At 56.4% G+C, this 25,088-nt stretch carries 27 protein-coding genes; 15 read left to right on the forward strand and 12 right to left on the reverse strand.

Annotation, left to right across the window (positions count from 1 at the left end; all coding sequences use genetic code 11):
* The first annotated feature begins 221 nt into the window (after nucleotides 1-221).
* Nucleotides 222-842, forward strand: a complete 621-nt coding sequence (locus tag ACR0IO_RS19405) for a cytochrome P460 family protein (RefSeq protein WP_480743836.1) — start codon at nucleotides 222-224, stop codon at nucleotides 840-842.
* 5 nt (nucleotides 843-847) lie between these two features.
* Here the strand turns inward: ACR0IO_RS19405 and ACR0IO_RS19410 are convergent, their stop codons facing one another.
* The 3 genes from ACR0IO_RS19410 to ACR0IO_RS19420 all read right to left on the reverse strand — a co-directional run bounded on the left by ACR0IO_RS19410 (nucleotide 848) and on the right by ACR0IO_RS19420 (nucleotide 3,864).
* Nucleotides 848-2,506 carry a U32 family peptidase gene (locus ACR0IO_RS19410; RefSeq protein WP_480743838.1) on the reverse strand — a complete coding sequence of 553 codons (1,659 nt, stop codon included), beginning with the start codon at nucleotides 2,504-2,506 and terminating at the stop codon, nucleotides 848-850.
* Between the two features lie 84 nt (nucleotides 2,507-2,590).
* A complete protein-coding gene (locus ACR0IO_RS19415) occupies nucleotides 2,591-2,935 on the reverse strand; it encodes a hypothetical protein (protein WP_155145952.1) in 345 nt (114 codons plus the stop codon).
* Nucleotides 2,932-3,864, reverse strand: a complete 933-nt coding sequence (locus ACR0IO_RS19420; RefSeq protein ID WP_480743841.1) for a DnaJ C-terminal domain-containing protein — start codon at nucleotides 3,862-3,864, stop codon at nucleotides 2,932-2,934. The genes ACR0IO_RS19415 and ACR0IO_RS19420 overlap by 4 nt, the downstream gene beginning before the upstream one ends.
* Nucleotides 3,865-4,024: 160 nt before the next feature.
* On the opposite strand from ACR0IO_RS19420, the gene ACR0IO_RS19425 reads away from it, so the two are divergent.
* Nucleotides 4,025-4,408: a hypothetical protein gene (locus ACR0IO_RS19425; protein WP_155145948.1), complete on the forward strand. Its 384-nt coding sequence runs from the start codon at nucleotides 4,025-4,027 to the stop codon at nucleotides 4,406-4,408.
* Here the strand turns inward: ACR0IO_RS19425 and ACR0IO_RS19430 are convergent, their stop codons facing one another.
* Entirely contained in the window at nucleotides 4,409-5,512 is a 1,104-nt protein-coding gene (locus tag ACR0IO_RS19430) for a cystathionine gamma-lyase (RefSeq protein WP_480743843.1), read from the reverse strand.
* Nucleotides 5,513-5,515: 3 nt separating this feature from the next.
* Complete coding sequence (locus ACR0IO_RS19435) at nucleotides 5,516-6,358, reverse strand: LOG family protein (protein WP_480743845.1); 843 nt, start codon at nucleotides 6,356-6,358, stop codon at nucleotides 5,516-5,518.
* A gap of 78 nt (nucleotides 6,359-6,436) precedes the next feature.
* Here ACR0IO_RS19435 and ACR0IO_RS19440 point away from each other — a divergent pair, with 78 nt between their 5' ends.
* The 3 genes from ACR0IO_RS19440 (at nucleotide 6,437) to dapD (ending at nucleotide 8,946) form a co-directional block, all read left to right on the forward strand.
* Nucleotides 6,437-7,354, forward strand: a complete 918-nt coding sequence (locus ACR0IO_RS19440) for a threonine/serine dehydratase (RefSeq protein WP_170336930.1) — start codon at nucleotides 6,437-6,439, stop codon at nucleotides 7,352-7,354.
* Between the two features lie 45 nt (nucleotides 7,355-7,399).
* Entirely contained in the window at nucleotides 7,400-7,999 is a 600-nt protein-coding gene (locus ACR0IO_RS19445) for a GntR family transcriptional regulator (protein ID WP_480743848.1), read from the forward strand.
* A 119-nt stretch (nucleotides 8,000-8,118) separates the two neighbouring features.
* Entirely contained in the window at nucleotides 8,119-8,946 is an 828-nt protein-coding gene (gene dapD / locus ACR0IO_RS19450) for a 2,3,4,5-tetrahydropyridine-2,6-dicarboxylate N-succinyltransferase (RefSeq protein ID WP_480743850.1), read from the forward strand.
* A 98-nt stretch (nucleotides 8,947-9,044) separates the two neighbouring features.
* Here the strand turns inward: dapD and ACR0IO_RS19455 are convergent, their stop codons facing one another.
* Nucleotides 9,045-9,950, reverse strand: coding sequence for a hypothetical protein (locus tag ACR0IO_RS19455; protein ID WP_480743853.1), 906 nt, complete (start codon nucleotides 9,948-9,950; stop codon nucleotides 9,045-9,047).
* Nucleotides 9,951-10,064: 114 nt separating this feature from the next.
* Between ACR0IO_RS19455 and ACR0IO_RS19460 the strand changes: the two genes are divergently transcribed.
* From ACR0IO_RS19460 to ACR0IO_RS19470, 3 genes are all read left to right on the forward strand, one after another.
* Nucleotides 10,065-10,340: a hypothetical protein gene (locus tag ACR0IO_RS19460; protein WP_170336924.1), complete on the forward strand. Its 276-nt coding sequence runs from the start codon at nucleotides 10,065-10,067 to the stop codon at nucleotides 10,338-10,340.
* A 10-nt stretch (nucleotides 10,341-10,350) separates the two neighbouring features.
* Entirely contained in the window at nucleotides 10,351-10,887 is a 537-nt protein-coding gene (locus tag ACR0IO_RS19465; protein WP_480743857.1) for a phage holin family protein, read from the forward strand.
* 150 nt (nucleotides 10,888-11,037) lie between these two features.
* Nucleotides 11,038-12,891, forward strand: a complete 1,854-nt coding sequence (locus tag ACR0IO_RS19470; RefSeq protein ID WP_480743859.1) for a hypothetical protein — start codon at nucleotides 11,038-11,040, stop codon at nucleotides 12,889-12,891.
* Nucleotides 12,892-12,938: 47 nt separating this feature from the next.
* Here the strand turns inward: ACR0IO_RS19470 and ACR0IO_RS19475 are convergent, their stop codons facing one another.
* The 3 genes from ACR0IO_RS19475 to ACR0IO_RS19485 are packed head-to-tail and all read right to left on the reverse strand — an operon-like array spanning nucleotide 12,939 to nucleotide 15,318.
* Nucleotides 12,939-13,469: a hypothetical protein gene (locus ACR0IO_RS19475; protein ID WP_480743861.1), complete on the reverse strand. Its 531-nt coding sequence runs from the start codon at nucleotides 13,467-13,469 to the stop codon at nucleotides 12,939-12,941.
* On the reverse strand, nucleotides 13,469-14,587 hold the full coding sequence (locus ACR0IO_RS19480; protein ID WP_480743863.1) for a DUF3500 domain-containing protein: 1,119 nt from the start codon (nucleotides 14,585-14,587) through the stop codon (nucleotides 13,469-13,471). Before ACR0IO_RS19480 ends, ACR0IO_RS19475 begins: the two co-directional genes overlap by 1 nt.
* The gene (locus ACR0IO_RS19485; protein WP_480743865.1) at nucleotides 14,584-15,318 is read right to left on the reverse strand and encodes an O-methyltransferase; all 735 of its coding nucleotides are present in this window, start codon (nucleotides 15,316-15,318) and stop codon (nucleotides 14,584-14,586) included. The genes ACR0IO_RS19480 and ACR0IO_RS19485 overlap by 4 nt, the downstream gene beginning before the upstream one ends.
* Nucleotides 15,319-15,467: 149 nt before the next feature.
* On the opposite strand from ACR0IO_RS19485, the gene ACR0IO_RS19490 reads away from it, so the two are divergent.
* The 3 genes from ACR0IO_RS19490 to ACR0IO_RS19500 all read left to right on the forward strand — a co-directional run bounded on the left by ACR0IO_RS19490 (nucleotide 15,468) and on the right by ACR0IO_RS19500 (nucleotide 17,902).
* On the forward strand, nucleotides 15,468-16,154 hold the full coding sequence (locus tag ACR0IO_RS19490) for a response regulator transcription factor (RefSeq protein WP_480743867.1): 687 nt from the start codon (nucleotides 15,468-15,470) through the stop codon (nucleotides 16,152-16,154).
* Nucleotides 16,117-17,406, forward strand: a complete 1,290-nt coding sequence (locus ACR0IO_RS19495) for a sensor histidine kinase (protein ID WP_480743871.1) — start codon at nucleotides 16,117-16,119, stop codon at nucleotides 17,404-17,406. Before ACR0IO_RS19490 ends, ACR0IO_RS19495 begins: the two co-directional genes overlap by 38 nt.
* Nucleotides 17,407-17,557: 151 nt before the next feature.
* Nucleotides 17,558-17,902: a hypothetical protein gene (locus tag ACR0IO_RS19500; RefSeq protein WP_170336908.1), complete on the forward strand. Its 345-nt coding sequence runs from the start codon at nucleotides 17,558-17,560 to the stop codon at nucleotides 17,900-17,902.
* On the opposite strand, the gene ACR0IO_RS19505 is transcribed toward ACR0IO_RS19500, so the two are convergent.
* Nucleotides 17,899-18,957 (reverse strand): transporter substrate-binding domain-containing protein, encoded by a 1,059-nt coding sequence (locus tag ACR0IO_RS19505; RefSeq protein WP_480743874.1) that lies wholly within the window; start codon nucleotides 18,955-18,957, stop codon nucleotides 17,899-17,901. The genes ACR0IO_RS19500 and ACR0IO_RS19505 overlap by 4 nt on opposite strands.
* 208 nt (nucleotides 18,958-19,165) lie before the next feature.
* On the opposite strand from ACR0IO_RS19505, the gene dapE reads away from it, so the two are divergent.
* From dapE to rnr, 3 genes are read left to right on the forward strand one after another with little or no spacing between them, the layout of a single operon-like run.
* Nucleotides 19,166-20,305, forward strand: coding sequence for a succinyl-diaminopimelate desuccinylase (gene dapE / locus ACR0IO_RS19510; protein WP_480743877.1), 1,140 nt, complete (start codon nucleotides 19,166-19,168; stop codon nucleotides 20,303-20,305).
* 3 nt (nucleotides 20,306-20,308) lie between these two features.
* Nucleotides 20,309-20,884 carry a TIGR04282 family arsenosugar biosynthesis glycosyltransferase gene (locus ACR0IO_RS19515; protein ID WP_480743879.1) on the forward strand — a complete coding sequence of 192 codons (576 nt, stop codon included), beginning with the start codon at nucleotides 20,309-20,311 and terminating at the stop codon, nucleotides 20,882-20,884.
* 57 nt (nucleotides 20,885-20,941) lie between these two features.
* Nucleotides 20,942-23,200, forward strand: a complete 2,259-nt coding sequence (gene rnr / locus ACR0IO_RS19520) for a ribonuclease R (protein ID WP_480743881.1) — start codon at nucleotides 20,942-20,944, stop codon at nucleotides 23,198-23,200.
* On the opposite strand, the gene ACR0IO_RS19525 is transcribed toward rnr, so the two are convergent.
* Complete coding sequence (locus ACR0IO_RS19525; protein WP_480743883.1) at nucleotides 23,191-23,577, reverse strand: DUF1801 domain-containing protein; 387 nt, start codon at nucleotides 23,575-23,577, stop codon at nucleotides 23,191-23,193. The genes rnr and ACR0IO_RS19525 overlap by 10 nt on opposite strands.
* Nucleotides 23,574-24,272 carry a glutathione S-transferase family protein gene (locus ACR0IO_RS19530; protein WP_480743885.1) on the reverse strand — a complete coding sequence of 233 codons (699 nt, stop codon included), beginning with the start codon at nucleotides 24,270-24,272 and terminating at the stop codon, nucleotides 23,574-23,576. The genes ACR0IO_RS19525 and ACR0IO_RS19530 overlap by 4 nt, the downstream gene beginning before the upstream one ends.
* 82 nt (nucleotides 24,273-24,354) lie before the next feature.
* Here ACR0IO_RS19530 and ACR0IO_RS19535 point away from each other — a divergent pair, with 82 nt between their 5' ends.
* Nucleotides 24,355-25,068: a helix-turn-helix transcriptional regulator gene (locus ACR0IO_RS19535; protein WP_480743887.1), complete on the forward strand. Its 714-nt coding sequence runs from the start codon at nucleotides 24,355-24,357 to the stop codon at nucleotides 25,066-25,068.
* Nucleotides 25,069-25,088: the final 20 nt, after the last annotated feature.

The raw sequence follows: 25,088 nt of genomic DNA on the forward strand, positions 1-25,088 counted from the left end.
CCAGCAATAGCGAAGCTAATTTTAATATTTCAGAGCCTGATTTTGCATTCAAATTCTGGTATATTTAACCCGTTCTGACCAAGGATGGATCGCTTTCACCTTTGCGCACAAGGTGGTGAGGTGACTGGGGTGGTCATGGCAAGTTATTTTAGGGCCGCTATCATTTGTACAAGAGCTGGCAGGCGGCATTAAGGCGAACTGTTCATACAGGTAGGCCAAAAATGATTGTAATCAGTAAGAAAGTTCTAAGAAACGCGGCGATGTTGCTTTGTTTCGCGGTCTTAATGACCGGTGCCGCAATGGCGAATGATGAGGATGCACATCTTGCCATCGAAAACCCCGCAGATTTGAGCAAAGAGGACGCAGAGGCGTATTATCGGTCGCTGACCAAGCGGATGGAGCGCGGCTATGCCGCTGCACAGCTGGACATACTTCTCAATTACCAGAATTGGCCGTTGTTCAATGATGCGCCATATATCTCGGCCACTCATGGGCAGCGATATGTGAACAGCTATGCCAATCGCATGGCCCATAATTACGGTACGCTGCAGGAAGGTGAAGAACTGCCGATGGGATCGGTTCTTGCAAAAGACAGCATGACCGTGACCGATGAGGGCAACGTCCACCCAGGCGCGCTGTTCGTGATGGAGAAGCTGCCCAAAGGGGCCAGCCCTGCAACCGCCGACTGGCGCTATATCATGGTGATGCCGGACGGGTCACTGTTTGGTGACACGATGGGAGACCGCTCCGCCGCTGTTGCCTATTGTCACGAATGCCATGCGACCGTTGCCGACCGCGACTACACGTTTTTTGTGCCCGAAGAGTATCGCGTCGGTAACTGACCGCCTTAGTTCACATTGTCCGGGAGCTTCAACGCCGTCGCTTCGCTGCGGCTGAGTTGCTCACCTTGTTTACGCTTGGACAACACTTCGCGGGCCAAGGCGTATTTTTCGTCCTGCCAGAAGATCAGGCAGCCATTACAGCCTTTGCCGCAGCAACCCTCGGTGCCGATCCGGTTGGTCTTGAACCGGCGCTCGTTACCGTCCTCACAGATCTTTTCAACCAGTTCGTCGCGGCGGCGGGCATAGGCTTTGGGATTGTCGCGACCTGATGTCTCCAGCCCCTGCACCAGTTTATCGAACCGTATTCGGCTCCAATGTTCATCGGTCAGGGCACGTTCCTTGCGCAGAACGGAATAGGTCGGGAAACGGGCGCGCAAGTCATCGATATTTTCATGATCGAAAAGGGTGAAAGGCATGCGGATTACGGTTTTCGTGCTGCCATGCACAACATCCAGACGTGCGCCGTCGGATACGCGTTCGAAATCGTAGACCCGCAGCAGAACCGTTTCGCGCGAGATCGGCGAGACGAAATCCAGAACGTCACCCGGTTCCAGCTTGTTCTTCACCTCGACCAGAAATGCATCCTCGGTGACCTCAGTGACGATCCCGGCATATTCCCACTGCGCGATGGATGCCGTGTGTTCGTAATCGTGCGCATAGTTGGTCAGACGGCCCTCATGGAAAGCCAGCGTATAGCCGCGGTTCCCGACGGTTTCGAGCTCGCGCATATAGGGTTTTGGATCCCAGTGATCGGGGTCCGCATTATAGTCATCAATGGCCATACGATAGGCACGTGCAACGATGGCGGCGTAGTATTCCGATTTTCCGCGCCCTTCGACCTTTAGGCTGTCGACGCCGATCTTCAGATACTCATCCAGTTTGGGCATGATGCACAGATCGCGTGAGTTAAGGATGTACGAGCCACGATCATCCTCTTCGATGGGCATCAGATCGCCCGGGCGGCAGCCTTCTTCCAGCAGGAACTCGAACAGGTCGGCGTTTTCTTCGGTGATGCGGAGTTCCTGATGCGTGCCGTCCTTGAGGCGTAACTTCAGGCCATAGTTCCAGCGGCAGGAATTGGCACAATTGCCTTGGTTCGCGCCGCGCTCGGCCATGAAATTCGACAGCAGGCAACGGCCCGAATAGGTCATGCACATGGCACCGTGGACGAATGCCTCTAATTTGATGTCAGGGCATTTCTCTCGAATTTCGACCAGTTCGGGGTAGGACACTTCGCGTGCCAGAACCACAAGCTCGGCCCCCTGATCCTGCCAGAACTTCACCGACAGCCAGGAACAGATGTTGGCTTGGGTCGAGATATGCAGTGGCAGTTCTGGCGCGCGCTCACGCACATATTGGAACACGCCGGGGTCGGCGATGATCAGCCCGTCGGGTTTCACCTTGCGCACGGTGTCAATGTACTCATCCAGCTTCGGGATGTCCTTGTTGTGCGAAAATAGGTTCAGCGTCAGATAGGCGCGACGACCGCGCTGATGGCAGAACTCGACCCCTTCGATCACCTCTTCCAGCGAGAACTCGGATTTCGTGCGCAGCGACATATCAGGCGTGCCGAGATAAACCGCGTCCGCCCCGTAAAGAATGGCGAGTTTCAATTTCCGCAGATTGCCCGCAGGCATCAGCAATTCGGATCTGGATTGGGTCATAGGCGCACCGGGCTCTGGATCGATGGGGCCTTCTAAGGCAGTTTCATCGAGTCCAGAAGAGCAAACCCGCCATGCATCGACAGCTTAGCTGCGACTGAACCGCGCTGTTCCGATCACCTTGATCAGCGTTTCACGAACTGGTTCAGGCTGGGCCTCGACCGCGTTCAACACCTCTCGCAGTTCTGCCCGCAGGCAGTGCATTTGATCAATCAGAGAGATCATCATCGACAGGGCATCCGCCTCCATGTCGTATTGCTCGTGCAACTCGCAGGCCAGTTCCAGCCGGGCAACATCCAAGGTTTGATAGACCAAACCCTGTTCGGACTGCTGTGGTATCACGATCTCGGCGGCAAGATATTCAGACAACCGATCCGAGGTCAGGCGGGTAATCGTCGTGATAAGCTCGTCTTCTGTCAGGTAGCGGGTCATGACGGCATTCCTTTGCGCGGATCATAGCTGTGGGTTTCGCGCCATGTCTCCATGAATTGCTTCAATTCATCGTCGATTTGGTCCGGTATCGTGATTGTAAGCTCAATCAGTTGATCCCCACGATCAGACGATCCCCGTTTTTTGACACCCTTGCCGCGCAGGCGAAGAGTCTTGCCGCTGCTGGTACCGGCAGGAACACTGACATTCACGCCACCGTCAATTGTGGGCGCAGGAACTTTGCCACCCAGAACAGCCTCATCAATCGTGATAGGCAGGGAAATGTGAATGTCGTCGCCTTTGCGTTCAAAAACCGGATGATCGGCGACCGAGATTGTGACCAACGCATCACCGGGTGGCCCTTCACCATATCCCGGTGCGCCCTTGCCGCGCAGGCGAATGGTCTGGCCATCGGTGATCCCGGCAGGGATTTTCACCTCGATCCGATCACCATCTGGCAATGTCAGCTTTTGGCTGGCGCCGAAAACCGCGTCCAGAAAACTGATCTGAAGGGAATAATTGAGATTGTGGCCCGGGGCATGAAATTCGTGCGTGCGCTGCTGGCCGAAACCGCCTTGGCCTCGGTTACGCATAAACTCGGCAAATATGTCGGACATGTCGTCCGGATCGCCATAAGTCGCGCCCGAGCGATAGGGGTTGCCCGCCGCCTCGGAGTATTCACGATAGTAGTGTTGCTGCGGGCGCTCCTGACCTGAGGCGTCGATCTCGCCATTGTCGTAGCGGGCGCGGGTTTCAGGATCCTTGAGCAAATCATAGGCGGCCGCTGCCGCTTTGAATTTTGCCTCGGCCTCGGCGTCACCGGGTTTGAGGTCGGGATGGCACTCTTTTGCAATGCGCCGATAGGCTTTCTTGATTTCGGCGTCGCTGGCGTTTTTGGATACACCAAGCACCGAATATGGATCGTCGCTCATCTCACTCTCGCGGGTCGGGGGCAGGTCTGATCTAGATGAATGTGTTCTATCATGCGATTTCAACAGGTCAAAATGAAGAGGCGATTGAATTACCTCGTAAAATTTCGCAATCCTGCTAACATCTGCATGTTTCGAGATGATAACTGACGGAGATCCAAGGATGTCGCGCAGAATTAAGTCCGCTCTGGCCCTGTTGGCCGGGAATGCTGTTGGCCTGTTGCTGGCGATGCTGTTGCTGTCCGGTTTTTCGATCCGGCCCCTGTCGTTCATCGTGGTAGTGCTTGTCTTTACCGTTGTTCAGGTCATTGCAGAGCCGCTGATCCTGAAACTGGGAGAGAAGAAAGCACCAGCGATCAAAGGTGGTATTGCCCTGATCGTGACGTTCGTGGGTCTGCTTGTGACGGATTGGATTACCGCCGGTCTGACGGTTGGTGGCATCTCGAACTTGCTGGCCGCCACATTGCTAGTCTGGCTGGGGGCGTTGATCGCCAGCGTGGTGCTGCCGATCTACGTTTTCAAAGAACTGCGTGAGCCGAAAAAGTAACTAAGCCAAAGTATCGAGGCTGGTCTTCATGGCCTGCCACAGTTCCTCAACCGGTTCGCAGCCTACCGACAAACGGACAAAGGCGGGGTCAACTTCATCGCCCCAGCGCGCGCGACGTTCTGCTGAACTGTGGACACCTCCAAAGGATGTGGCGGGGCGAAGCAGCGGGCAGGTATTGATGAACTGCTCGGCCTTTGCTTCGCTTTCGAGTGTCAGGCTCAGCAGAAATCCAAAGCGTGAGGTTTGCGATTTCGCAAGCGCGTGTGAGGGATCATCCTGCAGTCCCGGGTAGCGGATTTGTTTTACTTCGTCATGTGCGGCAAGCCGTTCAGCCAGCACCTGAGCCGAAGAACACATGCGATCGAACCGCACATCCAGCGTTTCCAATCCGCGGTGCAACAACCAAGCCTCGTGCGGGCCCGGGATCGCACCGGAAACGCGTCGCCATTCCTCGACCCGTTCCATGATCTGGGTGTTTCGACAGGCCACGTGCCCCATTAACAGATCGGAATGCCCGCCCATGGCTTTGGTGTCCGAGGCGACCACGACATCGATACCCAGATCCAGCGGGCGCTGGCCCAGCGGGGTCATGGTCGTGTTATCGGCGATGGTGATCCCGCCGGCAGCACGAACCTCAGCCGCAACTGTTGCAAGATCAATCATATCCAGACCTGGGTTTGAGGGGCTTTCGACAAAGACCACATCAAACCCTTCGAAACCGCCGGTGCTGAATTCGGTTGTTGCGCGTTCCTCGACCGAAACACCTAACCGTGACAAAAACCGATCCGCCAGCAAGCGGGTTACATAATAACCGTCTGAGGGGATCAGAATGCGCGAACCGGCTGTGACGGTGGCAAACAACGCCGCCGAAATCGCACCCATTCCGGACGGGAAAGTCAGGCAGGGTGCGTCTTCCAGATGGGACAGTACGTGTTCCAGATGCACCCATGTAGGGTTATCAACCCGCCCGTAAGTCGCATGTCCATCTGGCGCTCCGGGTAGGTGAAACATGCTGCTTTGCGTCAGCGGCAGGGCCACAGGTTCACCTTTGTCCAGTGCATTGCCGCGCAGGTGGAGCATCTCGCCGGTTTTAGGTGTCTTCATGGTTTAACGTCCCGGAATGACTTCGCGTGGCGGGGCTGGTTCCCAGTTTTCGATAATGTCTACCGCCTCTTGTGCGGTATCGACAAAACGGAACAGGTCGAGATCTTCGTCCGAGATCGTGCCAGCGTCAGCCAGTGCTTCCCAGTTGATTACCTTTTCCCAGAATTCGCGCCCGAACAGCAGGAACGGTACGCGCTCCATGCGACCGGTCTGGATCAGGGTCAGGGATTCAAAAAGCTCATCCATAGTGCCGAAACCACCGGGGAAGATGGTGATGGCGCGCGCGCGCATCAGGAAATGCATCTTGCGGATCGCGAAATAGTGGAAGTTGAAGCTTAGTTCCGGGGTGACATATTCGTTCGGCGCCTGTTCATGCGGCAGAACGATATTCAACCCGATCGAACAGCCACCGGCATCCTGTGCACCACGGTTGCCTGCCTCCATAACGCCGGGTCCACCGCCGGTGACAATCACGTTCTCACGGCATCCGCTTTCATTGGATTTTTCGGTCATCAGCCGGGCGAATTCGCGCGCTTCGTCATAATACGTGGAAAGGCCTGCCAGCGTTTCAGTGCGTGCGGTGTGCTTTTGAGAAGGTTCGGGAATGCGGGCACCACCAAACATGACGATAGTCGAGGTGATCTCGCGCTCGCTCATGATCATTTCGGGTTTCAGCAATTCCAGCTGCAAGCGTACCGGGCGCAGCTCGTCCCGGCACAGAAAATCATCGTCAGCAAAGGCAAGGCGATAGGCAGACGAGCGGGTTTGCGGCGTGTCCGGTACTTCGCTTGCGGTCGAGCGGTCGGTCTGAGCGTCGCGGAAGGGGCTGAGGCGGTCTTCTCTCATTGCTGGGGATCCCTGCTTGCGTGTTTTTAAAACAGCTATAGGGTTCGCGGGCAGAGTGCCAGTCACGGAAAGACGAGAATGGATTGGAAAGCGGAAATTTTGGCGGCGGCAGATCGCATCAATGGCCATGCGCAAATCACGCCGGTTATGCAAAGTCAGTCATTGGGTCTGGATTACCCGATTGAAATGAAGCTGGAGCACATGCAGCACACCGGCAGCTTTAAGGCGCGCGGAGCGTTCAACACATTGTTGAGCCTTGATGTGCCGGCAGCAGGTGTTGTGGCCGCATCCGGCGGCAACCATGGAGCTGCCGCTGCTTATGCCGCGCGGGCGCTCGGCCATCCTGCAAAGATTTTTGTGCCTGAGCTGGCGGGGCCTTCAAAGATCGGGTTGATCGAACGGATCGGTGCAGACCTAAGCGTTGTTTCCGGCGAATATGCCAACGCGCTGACCATGGCGCGCGCGCATGAAGAGGCAAGCGGGGCGATGCAGATTCATGCCTATGATGCACCTGCCACTGTGGCGGGGCAGGGCACCTGTTTTGCCGAGTGGGAGGCACAAGGCCTTCAGGCGGACACAGTGCTGGTCGCTGTCGGTGGCGGCGGGTTGATTGCGGGGGCTTTGGCTTGGTTTCAGGGCGCGCGCAAGATTGTCGCCGTTGAACCGGAAACCTCCTGTGCCCTGAATTCGGCATTGCAAGCCGGCGAGCCCATTGATGTCTCGGTTTCGGGGATCGCGGCGAACGCTTTGGGCGCTCGGCGGATTGGTCAGATTTGCTTTGAACTGGCGCAGGGGATGACGTCTGTACTTGTATCGGATGAGGCCATTGCTGATGCGCAGGACAAGTTGTGGCAGGCGCATCGCATACTTGTCGAACCTGCCGGAGCGACCGCTCTGGCTGCGCTGACATCCGGCGCTTACCAGCCAGAACCGGGCGAACGGGTCGCCGTATTGATCTGTGGCGGCAACATTGCCCCAGATCCGTTAAGTGCCTGAATTATCGCCTTGAGGGTCGCGTCGTGGGATTTTATCTATAATCCCATGACTGCGACCATCGCCGATTCCATCTTTGATACTCTGAGCCAACGCATAGTGACCGGCGACCTGCCAGCAGGAGAAAAGCTGCGGCAAGACCATATTGCACGCGCTTTCGAGACCAGCCATGTCCCGGTGCGCGAGGCCTTGTTGCGGCTTGAGGCGCGAGGACTGGCCCGCAGCGAACCGCGGCGCGGGATGCGGGTCACGGCCTTGGATCCTGCAGAGGTTCGCGAAGTCATCGAGATGCGGGTCGCGCTTGAAACCCTGGCACTGCAGCATTCGATTCAGAATTTGACACCGTCAGCGCTTAAGCTGGCGGACGACGCCCGCGTCGGGTGTGATGAAGCGCAGGATATGCCGACTTGGGAAACCAGGAACCGGATTTTTCACCGGGCCATTTTGACCCCCTGTGCCAGGCCGCGTCTTTTGCACACGATTGATGATCTGCATATCGCCAGCGCCCGGCACCTGTTTGCACACTGGCGCCAACGATGGGCACAGCGTGCAGATGCGGATCATGCAGCCATCGTGCAGGCGATGAAGCGTCGCGATGCGGCCACCGCAACCGCGATTTTGGTTCGCCATATCCGTCGCGCAAGCTGATTTTCCCCTTTTGCTCTTAGGATCAGCCGCAAAGCGGTCAATCTGCGTCGCATTGCGCCTTGGTTCCGGCTCTCATATAGGCCAAACCAACGTGAACAGATTCTGCAGGGAGTAGCCCCATGTCCAACGCGCAACTGGAAACAGCAATCGAAGCCGCCTGGGAGGCACGGGATACCATCACGCCCGCAACCACCGGTGAGCAGCGCGAAGCCATCGAAGATACGCTGAACGCACTGGACAGCGGCTCGCTGCGCGTGGCGGAAAAGCTGGAAAGCGGAGACTGGCATGTAAACCAGTGGGCCAAGAAGGCGGTTCTGCTGGGCTTCCGCATCAAGGACATGGAAATCCAGACCGGTGGTCCGCAAGACGGCGGCTGGTGGGACAAGGTGGACAGCAAGTTCGCCGGATGGGGTGAAAACCAGTGGCGCGCCGCAGGCTTCCGCGCGGTTCCGAACTGTGTGGTCCGCAAATCGGCCTACGTAGCCTCCGGCGTCGTTCTGATGCCGTCTTTCGTAAACCTCGGTGCCTATGTCGACGAAGGCACCATGGTCGACACGTGGGCCACCGTTGGTTCGTGCGCCCAGATCGGCAAAAATGTACACCTGTCCGGCGGCGTCGGTATCGGCGGTGTTCTTGAACCGATGCAGGCTGGTCCGACCATCATCGAAGACAATTGCTTTATCGGTGCCCGGTCAGAGGTGGTCGAAGGCTGCATCGTCCGCGAGGGCTCGGTTCTGGGCATGGGCGTCTTCATCGGCAAGTCCACCAAGATCGTCGATCGTGAAACCGGTGAGGTCATGTATGGTGAAGTACCGCCCTATTCGGTGGTTGTTGCGGGCTCGATGCCGTCCAAGAACAACGTCAGCCTGTATTGCGCGGTTATCGTGAAGCGCGTTGATGAAAAGACCCGTTCCAAGACCGGTATCAACGAATTGCTGCGGGACTGATCAAAGTACAAGCCAAGTAATCTAAGATAGGCCGCTGCGATAACCGCAGCGGCCTTCTCAATTTTAGAACTACAGCAAATCGTCAGATGTCGTCGCGGTCATTTTTGCTGCCTGCAAAACCCGGGCAGCAACTCGCGACCAATGTCATTCAACATTTGATCTATTTCCGGAGAGATCAGAAATCTGGAGAATGCTTCCTGCAGGATTTCGTTGATGTCGCTGGAATCTTGATCGTTGTCATAAAACAGTTTCGCGAGACTTATGGCATTCAGTGACACAGATGTTGTGCCGAAGGAAGGGCTCGGTAGTCTGGTTTCAATAAGTGAGCCAACCCTTTGGTTTATACGTTTCTCCGAAAAGACCACGTTGACCACAGCATCTTTTCCCCAATATTTTTCCAGCCAGGATTTGGAAACCATATGATCCACATTGTGCGTGGGTAGCGGGTGATCAAAATCCTCTGACTCCTTGATGACTTCCAACATAGCTTTCCGGTAAAGTGAATAAGATGCACGAACCCAAAGCTGAGAGTAGAACAAGCTGCCATTGTTAGATGGGATTCGGACTTTTCCGGTTAGATATCTGGTGCTGTTCTCAAATCTTCGGCCAACTTTGACTGACACGAGCTCCGGCTGCGTCGAGCACCAGTTTTCAAGATGCGCCCAACTCTTGAATGCAATTGGTGGTCTGTATCCATCTTCCAAGAGTGTCAGAAAGTCCAACTCAGTGCTTTTCAACGCAAAAGGAAGCTGATCGGCGTCGTATATTCGTTGCAAGCTGTTCGGCCCTTTCCACTTGTTAGTCCAGTTGGCGTTTTCTACCGGACTTGACGGATAACGCAGTAGAGGACGACCGATATAAAACTGTTCACGCCGCCCCTTGGCGAGATCTCCTGAGATGATTAACGTCGTGTGGAATTTGGTAAATCTGCAAACGCCAATTTGCGCCAATGAGACCATTCCTTGGTTGATGATCTGCTTAGCGCATCGAAGTTTTCCACACATTCGGACCAAAAGACCTCGGGGCTGAGAGGCTATCAATCGTATCAGGACCGTTTCTTGGAAATGTGTTACGAAAGGACAGATATTCACCTTTTTCTAATTTCGGACGGACAAAATATGGCGACAAAAGCTGAGCTTCTAGAAGAGCTTGAAGACCTAAGGGCGAAACTGGCTGAGACCCGAAAAACCAAGACTTCGCCCGGCGCAGAGACCGGTGAGCCACCCGATGATGACCCTCCAAACGGGGATGAACCAATGTCGCAGCTGGGCGATCTCGAAACACTCTGGCCTGAGATTTCGGAAGAACTGGAGAGGTTTCAACAACGTTACCCGCGTCTGACGATTGTCGGTGCATTCGCCGCCGGTTTCCTCCTTGGACGTACATCGAAGTGAAAGGGTCATCATGAGCTATTCTTTGCGCAAAGAAATCAGCCGTAGCACGCGCCGAATTGGTCGCAACGCCAACATTGCGTTTCGGGCCGAAAAGACAATCAGCCGAAGACGCTTTGCGGTACTCAGGATGCAGACGGGTATGCTTGCGGCTGCGGGGCTGCTTGCGGGGATCGGGATCATCATGCTTAACGTCGCCGTATTCTTTGTAATTGCCGAGCATGTCGGGAATGCAAATGCGGGGCTTATCCTTGCCGCTGGCGATTTCGTCATAGCGGGAATTCTGGTCCTGGTCGCGATGCGTATGACCGCCGAGTCGGAACTGGAGCCTCTGATAGAGGTACGAGATATAGCGATTGCCGACATAGAAGCCGATCTGGAAGAGGCCTTTGATGAATTAACGGATATCGCCGACGGCGTTCGCCAGATCATCCGCGATCCTCTGGGCGCGCTGATGGGAGGACTGGCAGGTCCGTTGTTGGCCGCGCTGTTCCGCTCGGTAAACTCTGACAACCAGAAGGACAAAGGCGAAAACGGATCGCAGGCTTGAACCTGGTCGGTTCGTAGACTCGAGCCATACCAGTGGTCAGCCGACCGCGCTGATCAATAATGGCTGCGAAACGAGATTTATAGAAACTTCGCCGCACTGTGGCCCAGATTGCCATCCAGATTTACCCAAAAAGCTGTCGGAGTGGTCTGTATGAAATGGTTGTGGGCGTTGTTCGGCGTCGGCGTTGTTCTGTCTGCAATTGTATTGTCCGAAGCGGGGCAGGGTCTTTTGATCGTGCTCATGCTCAGCATGGTTGGCATACCTTTGGCAGTGGCCCTGATGTATGTGCCGATTCCCACCGGGATTCTGGGGATTTACCTGCTCATCCGAACAGTGTTGCGTCATTTGCCGGGGTTCCGGCGGGCGCACGGGTTGGTTCTCTTTGGGCTAAGCGCGGCGCTGGTCGCTGGGGTGATGTATGTAGTTCCGATCTATCACAACCAACAAGTCGACAAAGCCCTTCCACTTGCGGTCGCCGAGGATGTGCCTTTGTCCGGGGCAAAGGCTCAGGGATTGGTTGTTGGGCTGTATTCCAACGCCGACCGATGCGGTCAAACCTGTGCCGAGTTGCTGATGTCATCACCGGATATTCAGGTGGTGCTTGGCCGTTTTGAGCGGATCAAAGAGGGCGACCCCGCTACACCTCCTGCCGGTTCTGCCACCTGGGGGCTCGTTCCGGCAGGGATCGGTTTGTGCCCGTGGCCGCTAAATCAGGCCTCATCGGCCTTGCGCATCGCGATTGCCGAGGCTGAACTGGACGGTTACTGCTTTGCAGAAGTGCCTATGGCAGAACAGATTGACGTGGTGATCCAGGGCTATGATCTGCCGGGTGATGCTCCGGGCCAGGTCCGGGATGACAAACGTACCGAGCTGTTCCTGCGCAACGGAGACAATCTGCGGTTATCATACCGGACAACAACGGGATTTCGTAATAAACTGTCCGTGCCGATGGTGTTCTTTTCGGAGGATGGCAATGGGCTTGATTTGGGCCTTTCGCTGGCTCCACCCAAAGAAATGGTTTCATTGGCCAGCCCCGTTCCCGACCTGTCGCGCGTGGCCCTCTATCAATCTGTTTTGCCCGGTGACATTGTTTTACCAAGTTTCGAGGCCTACGCTGATCTGAGCCGGGATCAGCGGGATGCTCTGCGAAAGCGAGAAGCTGAGATGCGCAAGCGATTGGCCACTGCGCGTTATGATGCCGCCCTGACTGCCCTGGGATCAGGCGACACGATAGAAATCGCCAAAGGAATCAAGATTGCCAACAGCTATCTGCGCAAGCTGACCGGAGGTGGCGTCAACACATCGGATGTGCCCTTGTTTGTGGCACTGATGTCAGCGCCGGGGGACCCGCAGAGGACGGCGTATCATGTATTGGACGATGCACCACCCGAAGTGCTCATGCCCGTGGTCGATGCAATTCTGGACCGGTTGATCGCGGCAGGCGAAGGGCCGATGCCTGGAAAATCCAAACAACGATATGCTGAGATTCTACGCCTGGCTGAAGATCAGCCCGCCGAAGACATCGCTGCGCGCACCGATCGTCTCGACCAATTGGTCGCCACCCCTTTGGGACGCGAAATGGCCGGTGGCCTGATGGCGTCGCGCGGTATCATAGGGCCGGACCAGGCCGCGATCCTGTTTGATTTTCTTGACGCGCGTATCGCGGACGGAGATCCCGAAGACGGATTTCAAACTGTGTTCCACGGGTTGTGCCTGATGGGGCCTCAGGGGGTGCCCTATCTGAACGATATGGCACAACGCGAAAGGCATCTTGGCACGGTTAAACACAGCCCCTCAGTGCGCACTTCAGTTTACAATATGGTCCTGATGGGGATGGATGATGATGCGATCCGTCAGATATTGCGTTTCGATAATTATACCGACGCATCACGCCGCCAGTGGGCTGAAAGCATCCTCAGTAAACTCCGCGCCAAAGCGGAAAGCTCGCTTGACCGTCAGAAGACGCGCGGTGTTGTGCCGCCTTGGCGGCATCTGTGCCTATAGGATATTTCTGCTGCGAGACCGGTGTCTTGCCTCTCTTCCGGTTGACATCATTTATCCGACAATCTGATCGTCAGCGTCGATCCGTTCTCTGACCTTTCTATGCTTTGCTTGGGGAAAGCTTCGGACAAATTGACAAAGAAGAAAGGCTGGATGAACCAATTGTGTGACAGACCCTCATAACTGACCGAGAGGCCGATCACGTGCTTGGCGTTGTCGAGTTTCCGAAACCGGGTATTAGCCTTTACCTCAATAACTCCTTCGCCTGCAGCAACGAACTGAAAATCGGGGACCGTAACCAACCGGTTGTCGAATGTGGCTGTGGTTTCGTCGATGATAAGCTCTGTTGCGGCAAGCACCTCTTCTCCGAACTGCGTGGCTTCGGTGGCCGAGACTTTTCCGTCGCCGTCCAGATCAATATGGGCGAAAATTACAGAGCCTTCATCATACGAGGGCACGATACGTATGTTGAGGACAGCTTGGTCGAGGCCGATGGAGAGCATGGCTTGCTGTTCGACTTTGCTGTGTGGATGTGCCGAAAGCGGGCTCGCCAGGAGGAGCAGTGTCACAAGAAAACGCATCATTCGGCTCCGATCCAAGCTGTGCCATAATCGTTCGACGGGTTCCGGTACATGCTGTGCGCGTGCTCCTGCTCTGGTGATTCAGCCAGCGTGTCTTGCGGAGCATATTCGATCACAGTCGAAGGCGCGGTGATCCGATAGTAGGCGAACCCGGGCGCGTCCTGTGGCCCCCACCAACCGAAATATGTGTCGTCCAATTCGGCCATGACGGTCTGCATCTTGGCCGCGTTGTCGTTGTCATTGATGAAGCCGAGACGCGTTTGGATCAGTGAGATGAGAAGGTTCTTTTGCTCTGGGGAAAGGTCACTGCCTTTCACACCTTCTGGTGCAACAATGGTGCCATATTCGCCGGGGCCGAGCAGCAAATTGATAGCCGCGTCTCCACGCACGGCATCGGCTTTTTGCAGGTCGGTCAGGCTCTCCAGCGCGGCCTGAGCCGCGTCCACTTCATCTTGAATGATGAACACCCTCTTGCCTTCATAATCGATGTATAGTGGTTGGCCTCCGGTCAGCATGGGCGAGAAGGTCACGTCAGCCCCATAAACCGTAATGTTGATTCCCAGATGATGGCCGCCGAACTGGAACATCCATGGTTGCGTTTCAGAGGGCTCGCCAAGAAACGCGACGTAGAATTTATCGACACCATATTCGCCGAAGGGGTCGTCCGTTGGAAACGTACGCTCTGCGGCGAGCTGATAGTCAATATTGCGAACACCGTCTTCGCTCATGAATTCTGCGATCAGAGTATCCATAAGAACATATTGCTGCTCGGACAGTGTACCAATGCGCAGCCCGCCTCGTGGAATCATACCTTCGGGGAAGTTCGACCATTTCGAGCGTTGTTCATTGTCGGAGAACGAGTATGTGGCAGCATCCCGTTGGGTCGTGTCGAGCGAGCCAAGAAAGGCGTCCGCAGCCGAGACAATGGCCGAGGTCTTGGCATCCGGAGCACGGTCCTTGAAACTGACGCGCAGGGGCAGCTCGACCGGAGCCGTATTCACTCCGAAGGCTACGCTCGTGATCAGGCGGGGATTGAGGAAAAAGCCTCCGACAACACCACCGAGGAGTACAGCCGCAGCCATACAGATGATGCCTGTGAAAATCAGGATACGTTTCATGAAGGCTCTCCTTGTTGGTCGACAAAGACAGAGATTGATGTGTTCCGGTTCAGCGCCGTGGTGATGAAGCCTGAATTCGACGCAGAAACGCGGGCAAAATACTCTTTGCCTTCCGAGAGGTTGATATTGTCGCCGATAACAATCGCGCCGCGCTTGAGCTTGGGAAGCAGCACGTCCAGCACACCGTTGTAGAGGTCTTTCCAGCCGTCGAGGAATACCAGATCCACGTCAGGATCGACGTCTTGCAACGTTTCCAGCGCATTGCCTTCACGCATCGTGGTATACTTGCCAAGACCTGACCGATCGAGATTTTCCTGCGTGGCTGCGCATTTGTTGGGCTCAATCTCTGTCGTGATGACATGGCCGCCGGAATCCTTGGCGGCCGCAGCCAGATAGATCGTGCCAATCCCGAACGAGCTGCCAAATTCCACTATACGCCGAGCGTTCGTGGACACCGCCATACTGTAGAGATAGCGACCCTGATCGGGCGACACGGGGATGTAGGCGTCTTTCAGCATTTCGGGCGTGAGCGCCTTCATCATGCTTTGGCCGCGCAGCAGGCCCCAGATCGTTTGCGGGGCATATTTCAGCATCGGCAACCAGTCACTTCGGGCGTTTTCATGCAACGTTTCAAGAGTTTTGAAGACCTGCGCGTCATTCAGTGTGCAGGTCATTTGCGCGTCCGAACGTGATATCCGCGCAAAGGTTTTCAGTTTGGCTCGCTGGGCCATTTCGGTTCTCCGATTTACATCGACCGTCATATGGCCTTGCTGTTTTTCTGCCGCCTTTCTGCAACGTAAAGTTATGTAAAGGTCGACAGCAGCAGCCTTTTCAGATGTGCCATTTCGCGCCAAAACAAAAAGGAAAGGAGCCCGCAACGATGGCAGAACGCATTCTGCTGATCGATGATGACGCCCGGCTTGCCGAAATGGTCGGCGAGTACTTGCAGGGATTCGGCTACTCTGTGTCCGTGATGGGAAACGGGGTCGAAGGGCTTGAAGCTCTTCGCGATGGTCAGTTTGATGCGCTGATCCTTGACCTCAGCTTACCGGATATCGATGGGTTGGACGTGTTCCGAAGCATTCCCGCTTCGGCAGCCTTGCCGGTCATCATGCTGACGGCGCGTGGTGATCCGATGGACCGTATCCTGGGTCTTGAATTGGGTGCCGACGACTATCTGGCAAAACCATTTGAACCACGCGAATTGCTTGCCCGGCTAAAATCGATCATTCGTCGTGGGTCCCGCAATCAACCGACACAGGTTATGACATTCGGGCGGCTGGGTATTGATCTCGATGCCATGGAGGCGCGGATCGACGGGCAGCGATGTGATCTGACCAGCTATCAGTTCCAGTTACTGTCGGCTCTTGCGACCCGCGCTGGACGCGTCCTGAGCCGGGATCACCTCATGAATTATTTGCAGGGCACGGATCTTGATGCCTTCGACCGTTCCATTGATGTGCATGTCTCACGCATCCGCGCGGCCATAGAGGACGATCCAAAGCACCCCAAAAGGCTGATTACCATTCGTGGGGCAGGTTATCTGTTTGCGAAGTCTCAGGATTGAAATGAAAAGCCGTCTTTTCATACAGGTGGCGCTGGTGATGATCACCGGGCTGGTCCTTTTTGCTGTGTTGGTCTCAGTTTTTTGGAGTCGTGTGTTCGACGCGCGTTTCAACGCGGCGGTGGACAAGCTGACTTCTGATGTATCCGTGCTGCTGTTGCCCGCGGCTGGGGTGCCAGACGCTACGCAGCAGGCGGCGATCCAGCGAATTGCCGAAGGTCTTTCCATTAACCTGACAGTCTACGGACCAGATGGCCGTTTGATTGGCTCCAGCGGGCCACCTGTTCCGCTTTCGCTGCAACCAGTCACGGAAGGCCAATGGGAGGAGTTGATCGACGGCACCCATTGGATCAGCCGCCTGGCGGACGGGCGTATTGTCATTGCGGATCTTAGCCTTCTTGGATTTGCCGGTGACAGCTTGGCGGTCACTTTGGTTTTTGGACTTCTGGTCTTGCTTGTATTTTCGCTTATGTATCCGCTGGTTCGGCGCATTACTCGCCGTCTGGAACGCCTCCAGAATGAGGTCGAAGCGATCGGCACCGGTGATCTGTCCAGGCGCGTCACGGTGGAGGGAGATGACGAAATCGCCAAACTGGCGGCCAGTTTTAACGCCTCGACGGAGACCATCGAAGATCTGCTGAACCGCCAGCGCATGCTGCTTGCCAACGCCTCTCACGAACTGCGCACGCCGCTTGCGCGTATTCGGATGGGGCTTGAACTGTTAGACACAAAAGACACGCCGGAAAGGCGCGCTGGCCTTCGGCAGGACATTGGCGAGTTGAATGCCTTGATCGACGACCTGATAGCCATGGCCCGTTTTGACGCTGGGGCAGCGGAGATCTGTTTTGAGCCTCTGGATCTACTGGCGCTTGCCTCCGAAGAGGTCAGTCGAGTGGAGGGAGGTACGGTTACCGGAAGCCACGTAGAAGTGTCAGGAGACCGCAGGATGCTGCGCCATTTGATTCGAAACCTGCTGGAGAATGCACAAAAGTACGGTGCTCCGCCGATAGAAGTATCCGTCCGTACCAACGAAAATGGGGTACAGCTCAAGGTTTCTGACCAAGGTCCAGGCATCCCCCCGAATGAGCAGCAGCAAGTCCTGGAACCATTTTATCGGGGCGTAGGACAACAGAACATACAGGGTTCTGGATTAGGTTTGTCCCTGGTGGCGCGGATTGCGCAGGTGCACGGGGCACACGTATTGATCGAAGATGTGCCTGAGTCTGCGGTTTCAGTTGTTTTCCCTCGTCCTTGATGAACGGAAGCAACGTCTTGCACAGCCAAGAATTCCACATTCAACACCGGATCAGAATGCTGCGCGCGCTCCTGACGGTTCCAATCAGTCATTACCAAGGTTGACTTGGTTGAACTTGACCACATTCGGGCATGTCGCTAAGGCCGCGTCTATGGAAAAGCAAAAGAAACCCTCACGCCAGCAAGTCTATACCCTTTTGGTCCAGATTGGTCGCAAAGACGGCGACGGCCTGCCCGAAGGCGCGACCGGGGCGGCGCTTATGTGCTACGCCAGCGGCGTGGACGAGGCAGAAGCCGTGCGTGAAACCGTTGCCATCCTAAAGCAAGCCGACACAGCTCCACTGGATGTGACAGGTTATGGCACTTTGGCCGAACGCGAGGCACAGGGACATGACATCGAACCTGATGAACGGGCTCTGATGCAGCGTGCGCTTGATGAAAATGCGGTTATTGTGGCGCAGATGACACCGTTTTTCGGGGATCAGGAAACAGCTTAGTTTCGCACCCCAAACCACTTGCGGTAGATTTCGTCATAGGTGCCGTCTTCTCGCAGGAACAGCAGCGCCTGATTGACATCTTCGACCAGTGGGGACCCGGTTGGGAAGGCGATCCCGTAATTCTCACGCAGGAATACACCACCGGTCATAGTCGCAATTTTGCGCCCTTCGTGTGAGGCAAAGTAGGACAGGATAGGTGCGTCGAACACAACGGCGTCGAGTTCTTCGTTCCTGAATGCCGTCAGCATTTGTTCCAGTCCGGCATAACCGCTGTATTGAACCTCGCGCCTTTCAAGGAAACTGGCGGCAGTCGAACCGGATATTGTGCCCACCTGCTTGCCGTACAGGTCGTTGACTGAATTCACGTTGCCGGCAATCGCCTCGACGGTCATGACCGATGTGATACGGGCGGTGAATACCGACACAATGAAAAGCGAAGACACAACAAGGACAACACCCAAAAACCGTCCAAACGGGGTGCGGGGCATACGTTCTTCAAATCCGCCATTCACGACCAGATTGAGCGCCCACCAAAACGACGGGAACCACGCTTCGTTCAGCTTGCGGTCAAAATAGGGTTGTGCGCGCCGCTCAAAGCTCCACATCAACATGCCACCGCCCAGAAGGATGGCAAAGGCCAGACCGATCGCGATGAACAATTCGGCTGACAATAGCGCCTGCAGCAACGATGGCCTGCGCGCCGCATCTGAGGGGACCATGATCTGCAGTCCAGCCTCGAATATGGGCTGGCTGAAATCCATCCGAGCCTCGCGAGAGGCGGTAATCGAGATATTCGCGATGGCAAGATCTGCTGACCCGTTCTGCACGGCGTCCAGCATATCGGCGAAGGCGTCTACGCGATTGATGGTGTAATCCCAGCCCAGCGACTCAGACAGTGCCTCAAGCAGATCCATCGAGAATCCGGTTTGCGCCTCGTCCTCGACATACGAGAACGGGGGACGGGTCACAGTCGTGACCGTAAGGGTCTGGGCCTGGCTTTGCTGTGCAAGTACTGCGAAAGTCAGGCAGAGCAGGGCGAAAACTACGCGCATCATTGTCAATTTACCTGTTTCGCGGCCCTCTAACGCAAATGAGGAAGGCGCGGCAAGACAGTCGCAGGGTAAAGGCTGACGATTTCTTGCGGTGTTGTTTCAGGGCATGGCAAAGATCACACGAAGAATTTGACCGGTTGGGGTTGGCAATCCTTCCAATTCGTTGAATCTGTGCGCGAACCCCGGCGCAAATGAGATTGAGAGGTATCCCATGACCGATCCAGTTCAGTTGACAGCGGATCTGATCCGTTGCCCATCGGTCACACCCGAGGAAGGTGGTGCACTTGTTCTTTTGGAGCGTGTCCTGTCGGAAGTCGGGTTCGAATGCACTCGGGCAGACCGTGGCGATGTCAGTAATCTGTACGCGCGCTGGGGCAAAAAAGGGCATGCCCGCAGTTTTGGTTTCAATGGCCACACTGACGTTGTTCCGGTAGGGGATGAAGCCGCGTGGACGAAGCCGCCTTTTGGAGCCGAGGTCCATGATGGAGTGATGTATGGGCGTGGCACGACCGACATGAAGTCGGGTGTCGCAGCATTTGCCGCTGCTGCGATTGATTTTGTGCGTGAAACACCTCCGGACGGGGCGATCATTCTGGCGATCACGGGTGATGAAGAAGGGGATGCGGTGGATGGGACGACCGCGTTGCTGGACTATATGAACCAGGCTGACGAACGTATGTCGGTCTGTTTGGTCGGAGAGCCAACTTGCCCCAACCAGATGGGTGAGATGATCAAGATCGGGCGGCGTGGTTCGATGACGGCGTGGTTTACCGTGACGGGTGTGCAAGGGCATTCGGCCTATCCGCATCGTGCAAAGAACCCGCTGCCGGCCATGGCGCGCCTGATGGACCGGTTGGCCAGTCACGAGCTGGATCAAGGCAGCGATCATTTTGATGCCTCGACGCTTGCGGTTGTGAACATTGATACGGGTAATTCAGCGACAAATGTCATCCCGGCGCAGTGTACAGGAGCGGTGAACATCCGGTTCAATGATCTTCATTCCGGTGCCAGCCTCAGCGAATGGCTGCAGACCGAAGCCGATGCCGTTGCCAAGGCTTTTGATGTGGCGATCGAGACAAAAATCAAAATCTCAGGTGAGAGTTTTCTGACACCTCCGGGGCCGCTGTCGGATCTGGTGGCGAACGCAGTCAAAACCGAAACTGGTATTCAGCCAGAGCTGTCGACCACAGGGGGGACCTCGGACGCTCGTTTCGTCAAGAACCATTGCCCGGTGGTGGAGTTTGGTCTGGTAGGTCGCACCATGCATCAGGTTGATGAGTGTGTTGAAGTTGCGCAAATTGACCAGCTCAAGGCGATCTATTCGCGAATACTGACCGACTATTTTTCCTGATCCATGCAGCGTTCCTTGGTCATCATGGTCAAAGAACCCCGGCCGGGGCGGGTCAAGACGCGTCTTGGGCGCGATATTGGCATGGTTGGCGCGGCTTGGTGGTTCCGGCATCAGACACGTTCATTGATCCGGCGCCTGCGTGATCCGCGCTGGCAGATTGTGTTGGCTGTTTCCCCCGATCGCGAGGGGCTGAACAGCCGGGTCTGGCCTGCCGATCTCACCCGTGCTGCACAGGGGCGGGGTGATCTGGGGCATCGGATGGGGCGGATGTTGCGGTCAGTGCCGAAAGGACCGGTTTGCCTGATCGGTGCTGACATTCCCGGCATCACGCGTCGGCATATTGCACGCGCCTTTGATGAGCTGGGGAAGGCTCAGATGGTGTTTGGACCAGCACCCGATGGCGGTTATTGGCTGGTCGGTGCGCAGCGATACGGTGCGTTGCCAGAAGGTCTGTTTCGTGATGTGCGCTGGTCGACGGAACACGCTTTGGCTGACACGCTTGCCTCGGTACCGGATCTTCGGGTCGCGATGCTGGACCAGTTGCGCGACGTGGATACTGTCGCTGATTTGCGTACCTGACCCAAAGCGCCGTTTTTTGGTCATGACGCAGTCGCATCCCCGTGCTAGGGCGGAGACATGACACGCATTCCAACCAAGCAGGAGGTCCTTGACTGGATCTCGGCGAACCCCACCCTCACTTCGAAACGCGATATCGCCAAGGCCTTTGGCATCAAGGGCGCGGACCGGATCGATCTAAAGCGCATATTGAAAGAGCTTGAGGCCGAGGGGCATCTGGAAAAACGCAAGCGCAGCTATCGTGACCCGGACCGCCTGCCGCCGGTAAGCGTGCTGCAGATCAAGGCACCCAATTCGGATGGCGATCTGTTTGCGCGCCCGCTGGAATGGCACGGCGAAGGGGTGGAGCCTATCGTTTTGATCGTTGCGCGCGCCAGTGATCCGGCGTTGGGCGAGGGCGACCGCATTCTGGCTCGCCTGACAGTGGTGCATGAGGAAGACCACAATTACGAAGCCCGCTTGATCCGGCGCATTGGCTCGAACCCGCGCCGCATTGTGGGTATTTTTCGCAAGGGCGCCGAAGGCGGGCGGATCGTGCCCATCGACAAGAATGGTCAGACCGACTGGCTGGTTCACGACGGAGCAGTTCACGGCGCCAAAGATGGTGAGTTGGTGGAGGCCGAGCAAGCCGGTCCAAAGAACCGCATGGGCTTGCCCCGCGCGCGCATCGTGGAACGGCTGGGGGATCCTTCAGCTCCGAAGGCCGTTTCGTTGATCGCGATTCACCAACACGGCATTCCGGATGATTTCCCGGACAAGGTGATTGAAGAGGCTGATAAGGCCAAACCTGCCGGTCTGAAAGGGCGGGAAGATTTGCGCGAGATGCCCTTGCTGACCATTGATCCATCAGATGCGCGCGATCATGACGATGCCTGTTATGCCCATGCTGATGATGATCCAAAGAACCCCGGCGGGCATGTAATCTGGGTCGCCATCGCTGATGTCGCCGCTTACGTTCAACCCGGCACCGCATTGGATCGCGAGGCGCGCAAGCGTGGCAACTCCAGCTATTTTCCTGACCGCGTGGTGCCGATGCTGCCGGATCGGCTGTCAGGCGATCTGTGTTCGCTGCACGAAGGTGTCCCGCGCGCTTGTATCGCCGTACGGATGCAAATCGATGCAGACGGTAACAAGATCGGTCATCGGTTCGTCAGGGGGTTGATGCGATCCGCTGCATCTTTGCACTACGCAGAAGTACAAGAGGCCATTGACGGCAATCCGAATGATCGGACGGGGCCATTGCTGGAACCCGTTCTGAAACCGCTTTACGCCGCCTATGAAGCGCTGAAAAAGGCGCGGGCCGAGCGCCAGCCACTGGATCTGGACCTGCCTGAGCGAAAAATTGTACTCAGCGACGCTGGGGAGGTCGAAAGTGTTGCGTTTCGCGATCGTCTCGACGCGCACCGTCTGATCGAGGAGTTCATGATCCTCGCCAATGTTGCCGCTGCCGAGACCCTGATCGCCAAACGCCGGCCATTGCTGTTCCGGGTGCACGAAGAACCTGCGCCCGAAAAGCTGGAGAGCCTCAGGGAGACCGCCCAAGCCGCCGGGTTGAACCTTGCGAAAGGTCAGGTGCTGCAAACCCGCCATCTGAATGCCCTGCTGAACGCGGCAGCAGGAACTGAGGATGCTGAGCTGATCAATCTCAGCACGCTCAGGTCCATGGCGCAGGCCTACTATAATCCGGAGAACTTTGGTCATTTTGGCCTGGCACTGCGAAATTATGCGCATTTCACCTCACCCATCCGCCGATATGCAGACCTGATCGTGCACCGTGCGCTGATCACAGCGCATGGCTGGGGCAAGGACGGTCTGACCGAGGAAGAGATCGACAGGCTGGAGGAAACGGCCACCCATATCTCGGACACCGAGCGCCGCTCGATGATGGCCGAGCGGGATACCACGGATCGGTATCTGGCGGCCTATCTTAGCGAACGTGTCGGAAACGAATTCTCCGGGCGTATCAGCGGGATTGCCCGGTTCGGGGCTTTTGTGAAGATGGACGAGACCGGCGCGGACGGTCTGGTGCCCGTCCGTTCCCTTGGACGCGAATTCTTTCAGTTCGACCGTGAGGCGGGAACGCTGATGGGGTCCGACACGGGGTTGATTATCGCAATTGGTCAACGCGTGACAGTGCGCCTGACCGAGGCAACGCCGGTTACTGGCGGGCTGGAGTTGGAATTGCTGTCGATTGACGATCAGGCCCTACCGCGCGGGCGTGGGTCAAAAGGACGGCCGGCAAGACGCAAGGCCGTCAGTACCAAGCGGAAGAAAGACAAGATCAAACGCAAGGTCGAGCGCAAACGCCGTCAGAGGTGATAGGTCAACGCCCGGGCGATCAGCCAGCCATGGCGGGCTTCATCTATCTGATCCGGGCTGTCGAACAGGATCGCCCGGTTCCCGTCGATCCGGTCTTCGCCCGGAAAGGCCGATGTGAATTCGCCCATCAACCTGCTTTGGCAATGGACAAAGAGTGCGAACCGCGCTGATTTGTGACCGCCCAGACGGATCGTAGACCCTTTGGGCGCCAGATAGGCTGGCTGACCCCAGCGCAGCGCCTCATGCAACGGTAGTGCTTTGGGCAATTCCTGCGCCGTTTCAAAGATCAGTTCCCGCAGCTTCAGGACACCGATACGGGTGTCCTGAGGCAGGGCATCGAAAGCTGCAGAAATGGCGGGGTCTTCAAACGGTCTCATGCCAGTGGGATCGCTTTTTCCATTCTGTCTACATAGCTGTTGATCAGACTATCCTCTTTGATGCGTCGGGTCAGCGGTGTATCTGCCGGTGTTGCGCGCATCGCGGCCAGCATGGGCCCGACGCTCATATCCGCCGAGGTTGGGCGATCCCCCAGCAGAAATGGCGATTGCCAGAGATAGGCAGAGATCGCTTCGAGATCCCGTTCGACCCGGTCCAGGCGTTCGGCTGGAGAGAAACGGGCAACACCTTGTGCAACAAGGCCTTTTAGAACCGATTTTCGGATTGAGTTTGAAACAGGCTTTCGGATCAACGCGGGTATTTCGATAAAGAACGTCTTTTGCAGAATGGGCCAGACCTCGTCATTGGCCCAGCGATCCTGCACGATCTGAAAATACAGATGCTCTTCAGCCATTCTGATCAGGGTACGTGATTGCGCCCTTTGAATGTCGCTGAGGCCGGTATCAAAATTTGCACCCTGCGCCTCGAGCCAGTCCCGGATCAGATCACTGTCGGGGACAAGCCGCTCGGGCGTGCGTAGCACGGGCAGTTTGCTGTGGGGCATCTTGCGCGGGTCAAGCATGTCGGACCTTTGCCATCGATGACCGGATTGCTGCAGCATATAGGCGGTTTTCACGCAGAACGGACTGGCACTGAACAGGCCAAAGGCAGAGGGGTAGGTCAGAAGGGTCAGCATCATTGGCTCCATGGTGGGGATGCCAGATGGATACCCGTCTCTGATGACAGAAAGTGTCATTAGGTTTAAGCTAAGGTTTGTCATGTCTCGTACCGCCCGTCTATTTCAACTGATGCAAGCTTTGCGTTCTGGTCCGTCGCCAAAGACCTCGGTCCAGTTGGCGCAGGATCTGGGTGTTTCGGCGCGCACTGTGCATCGCGATATCGACGCCCTGCGTGGGCTGGGAGCTGTCATCGACGGAGAAGCTGGTTTCGGGTTCACTCTGATCGAAGATGCTACGCTGCCCCCGCTGGGGTTTACCGACGATGAATTGGAGGCACTTGTCCTGGGGTTGCGAGAAGTGCAGGTCATTGGCGATCCCGCGCTATCCGAGGCCGCCGCTGAAGCTCTGCGAAAGCTGCAGGGGCGGTTACCGCAGCGTCAGTCGCATCGCCTGAGCCACGCGGTCCTGGCTGCAACCCGCTTTGACCGGCCTGCTGTGCCAACGATCGAAGTGGCCGAGTTGCGTCAGGCCGCCTGGGATGAGCGTTCGATCGAATTTGCCTACACAGATGCTAAGGGTGACAACACGCGTCGAAAGGTCAATCCGCTGAGCATCGTTTACATGGACCGGTCCAGCGTGCTGCTCAGCTGGTGCCATCTGAGGCAGGATTTTCGCGTGTTTCGATTGGACAGGATGCAGGAAATGTCCGTGACCGATGAAAGCTTTAGGCCCAATCGCGTGCCATTGCTGCGTGAGGCGCTGGCCCTCATTCGGGCTGAACACACAGCAAAACAACGTGACTCGCAAACCTGAGCGCTTTGTGAATTTTCGTT

This window comes from Ruegeria sp. CE12 (genome assembly GCF_056537525.1).